Raw genomic sequence first — 3,266 nt, 5'->3', positions numbered from 1 at the left:
TACCCTTTTTAACCATTGCCTTAAGAGCTACCGCAGCTGCTAAGTCAGCATTAGTCTTTGCAGTACCATTATCATTCTGAGTATTACCACCAAGAGCATTTGCACCAGCAGCATCAACAGCATTCCCATCCATCTTAGCATTTTTAATCTTATCAATCATTGCCCATGGATCTGCTTTAGCTATTTCATCTGCTAATTTAGGACCAGCACCAGCATCAGCTTGAGCATTGTGAACCACTACCTTAATTCCATTGCCATTATCCACTTTAGCACCAGCATCACCAGTATTAATCTTTACACCAGACTTAGTAGCAGTCTCAATTATTTTTTTAACCTCTACAACAATTGCCTCAACTCCATCCTTATCAGCTGATGCAGGAGCACCACCAGAATTAGCATCACCAATTGGACTACCATCATTAATCACACCAGTAAGTTTAACTAATGCCGCAATTAATTTATCAAAAACATCATTTGTTCCTTTAATCGCATCCTCAACAATTTTAATTGTGCTCCCATCAACATTCTTAACTTCAGATATTTTAACTTCCAACTCGTTTAACTTATTCTTAGTTGTTGTAAGTCCTTCTCCGATCTTCTTAAAATGTTCTCCGACTTTACTTCTACTATCCCCCGATTTAACAACATTAAATCCTAATTCATCCCCAATAGCATTCCCAAAAACACCAAAAATCTCCTGAAACCCCTGTCCAATCTTAACTAAAGAATCTAAAAAACTATTCCTCTTCTCTAATCCCTCTTTCTCCGATACTAACCACTATTACATCCCATCATCCTACTGCAAGCTCCATTGATCACATTAGCAGCTTTCTCTTCATTCTTAGCCACAAATTTACCTCCCTTACTCATCCCTCTCAATGCTATTCCTCCTGCTATTACTGCATCTTTCTTTGCTCCTTCCTTAATTTCTTTCTTGCCACCCTTAGCTGAAGCTACTGCAATTTCTCCTGCATCTCCCGCTTTCTCAATTCCCTCATTATCATTAACAACAGGATTCTCTTTATGATTTAGCTATTGCTTGCAATATATCTGCTCCAACCACTGCCCCTATACTTGCTGCCGCCTTTGCTATATTTTCTTCTTTCGCATCACCCTTACCAGCATCATCAGCAAATAGATTACCAATATCCTTCTTATCATCATCCCCTGTTTTATCAGCATCTGCACTACCATCTCCTTTACCTAACACTACACCAACTATTGCCTTTATCCCCCTAACTAGAGAAATAACTGCATCCTTATCAGCAGGAATAGCTCCATGTCCAGCTTTAGTAGCATTCCCTATAGCTTCTCCTGTAGCTCCTTTAGCTACTTCTCTTGCTCCTTCTGCAAGTTTTATCCAATGTATCACTAATAAACTTCTCTACTACTTCTTTCACTTTTTCATAATTACCATGCTCTGCAACTATAGTGTTTAATTTTATCTTTACTTTTCCCATTGTCTCAGCAATATCACTAAAATACTTACCTATCTCACTCTTCTTAGTATCCACCTTTATCCCCAACGTCCCACTCACCATATCCCCAAATGTCACAAAAACATCCAAAAACCCTTTCCCTAAATTAGCTATAGAACTCAAAAACTCATTCTTCTGTTCTAGCTCCGATACTACATTTTGTCCACATCCCATCATCCCCAAAATCATAATAATAATCAAACTTCTTTTGAAAATATTATTCATCTTCCCTATTCCCCCTCTCATCTCTTCTCCCCTTCTTATTTCTCTAATTCCTCTCATCTTTCCCTCCTTAATCAACTCTTTAAAAATTTCTCCTACCTTAAATCCTCAATTTAAAGCTCCCTTCTCTCCCCTCCACGAAATCAAACCTCCCACCTTCTAAAAAAGTTACTCGGTCTTATTTTTACTTCCTTCTCTTATTTAAAGAGTCTCTTCTTCTCTTCTTATCAACTTTACTTCAACAGAAACCACACAATAAAAACGAACGAATAATATATAAATTAAAATTAACTTGCTGAAAAAACAAATGAGAAATGTTTAATAAGGAATATTAAAACGCCAAAAAAACAATTCTCTTATAGAAAGAAAAATATGAAACAAATTCAATTTATTTATCTCTTACTTTATGAAGATTGACGAAATATGAACTGAAAGTACTTCATTTATTAATAAGAAATTGGATTTGCTAAATGCAATCGCAGTTGTATCTCCAGTTGCATTACCTGATAATGCTGTATCACTGTCCTCTGATTTAACTATTATTAATGCTAACATCTCTTACCCACTGACAGTTGCTAAAATACGCTACTACCCTGCATCTGTTGATACAGGATTGCCACCAGTGCCATTTTTAGCCAATATCTTGACCCCCATCCTTATTATCTACTTCTCTTGCTGCTTGCAATGTAGTAGATCCTGCTTTTAAGTCTTTAACACCTACATCTATCGCCATCAACTTATTCCTTTTAATACATCATATGCTTTCTTTAACTCACCATCAGCTAGCTACTACCCCTTGTTTAGCACTAGTTTCTAATAACCTACTACACTAGAATCACCTACTATCCCTAAGGACTCACATATACCTTTAATGCATCTAAAATTCCCTTAGCTACATTAACTACTTCTCTAATTGAATTTTTGGACGAATCGCTTTTATCACCACCTGTTTCTGATTTTTTTGCTACTTCTTCTAACTCTCTTGATGTTTCTCAAATCTTACTACCTAGAACACTAAAATAACTTCCTACATCCTCTTTCTTCGTAGTTGTTTTTGCAGTAAAGCTCAAAACATCCAAAACTAATTCCAAAAAAGCAAAAAAGCATTCTCAGCAACTCCTCCCAACTTCAATCATTATCGCACCACTTAACCCACTCCCAACTCCCTTCTGAGCTCCTGATTGCTTACTTCTTTCCACATCCCACCATCCCCCACCATCATCACCACCATACTCATCTTAATAACTCCACTAATCCTTCTTTTCCTTTCCCCTTCTCTCTCTTCCCCTCCCTCTATTTTCTATCTCTTTTATTTCTTTCATTCCTTTCTTGCCTCCTTATTTTTTTTCTTTATCTTTATACTTTAGATAGCCAACAAAACAAAAATAAATAAATCAAGAATTAAAAAATATACTTACCAAATAAAAAAATGATAAATCTTTAATAAAGAGACACACCAAAATGCCAAAAAGGAAAACAATTTTCATAATAAAGAAAAAAATGTTTCCCTTAATTGACTTTATCATTGAATGATATATTTATATTATTTTTATTTAGTAACAGTAC

At 35.6% G+C, this 3,266-nt stretch carries 2 protein-coding genes and 2 pseudogenes; all 4 read right to left on the bottom strand.

Annotated features, from left to right (window positions below):
* Positions 1-990, bottom strand: a pseudogene (locus U881_RS10620) (variable large family protein); the annotation flags it as partial.
* A gap of 31 nt (positions 991-1,021) precedes the next feature.
* Entirely contained in the window at positions 1,022-1,372 is a 351-nt protein-coding gene (locus tag U881_RS13725; protein WP_051374031.1) for a variable large family protein, read from the bottom strand.
* Entirely contained in the window at positions 1,326-1,760 is a 435-nt protein-coding gene (locus U881_RS13720; protein ID WP_051374030.1) for a variable large family protein, read from the bottom strand. Before U881_RS13720 ends, U881_RS13725 begins: the two co-directional genes overlap by 47 nt.
* Positions 1,761-2,692: 932 nt before the next feature.
* A pseudogene (locus tag U881_RS12635) lies at positions 2,693-2,794 on the bottom strand (hypothetical protein); the annotation flags it as partial.
* Between the last annotated feature and the right edge of the window lie 472 nt (positions 2,795-3,266).

This window comes from Borrelia persica No12 (assembly GCF_000500045.1).
GTDB classification, from domain to species: Bacteria; Spirochaetota; Spirochaetia; order Borreliales; family Borreliaceae; genus Borrelia; species Borrelia persica.
Note: the sequence above shows the minus strand (reverse complement) of the source record. Positions and strands in the feature narration are given on the sequence as shown.

Bases quoted from the DNA above. Each gene is read 5' to 3' on its own strand.
- U881_RS13720 (WP_051374030.1), bottom strand. From the start codon at position 1,760: ATGAGAGGAATTAGAGAAATAAGAAGGGGAGAAGAGATGAGAGGGGGA.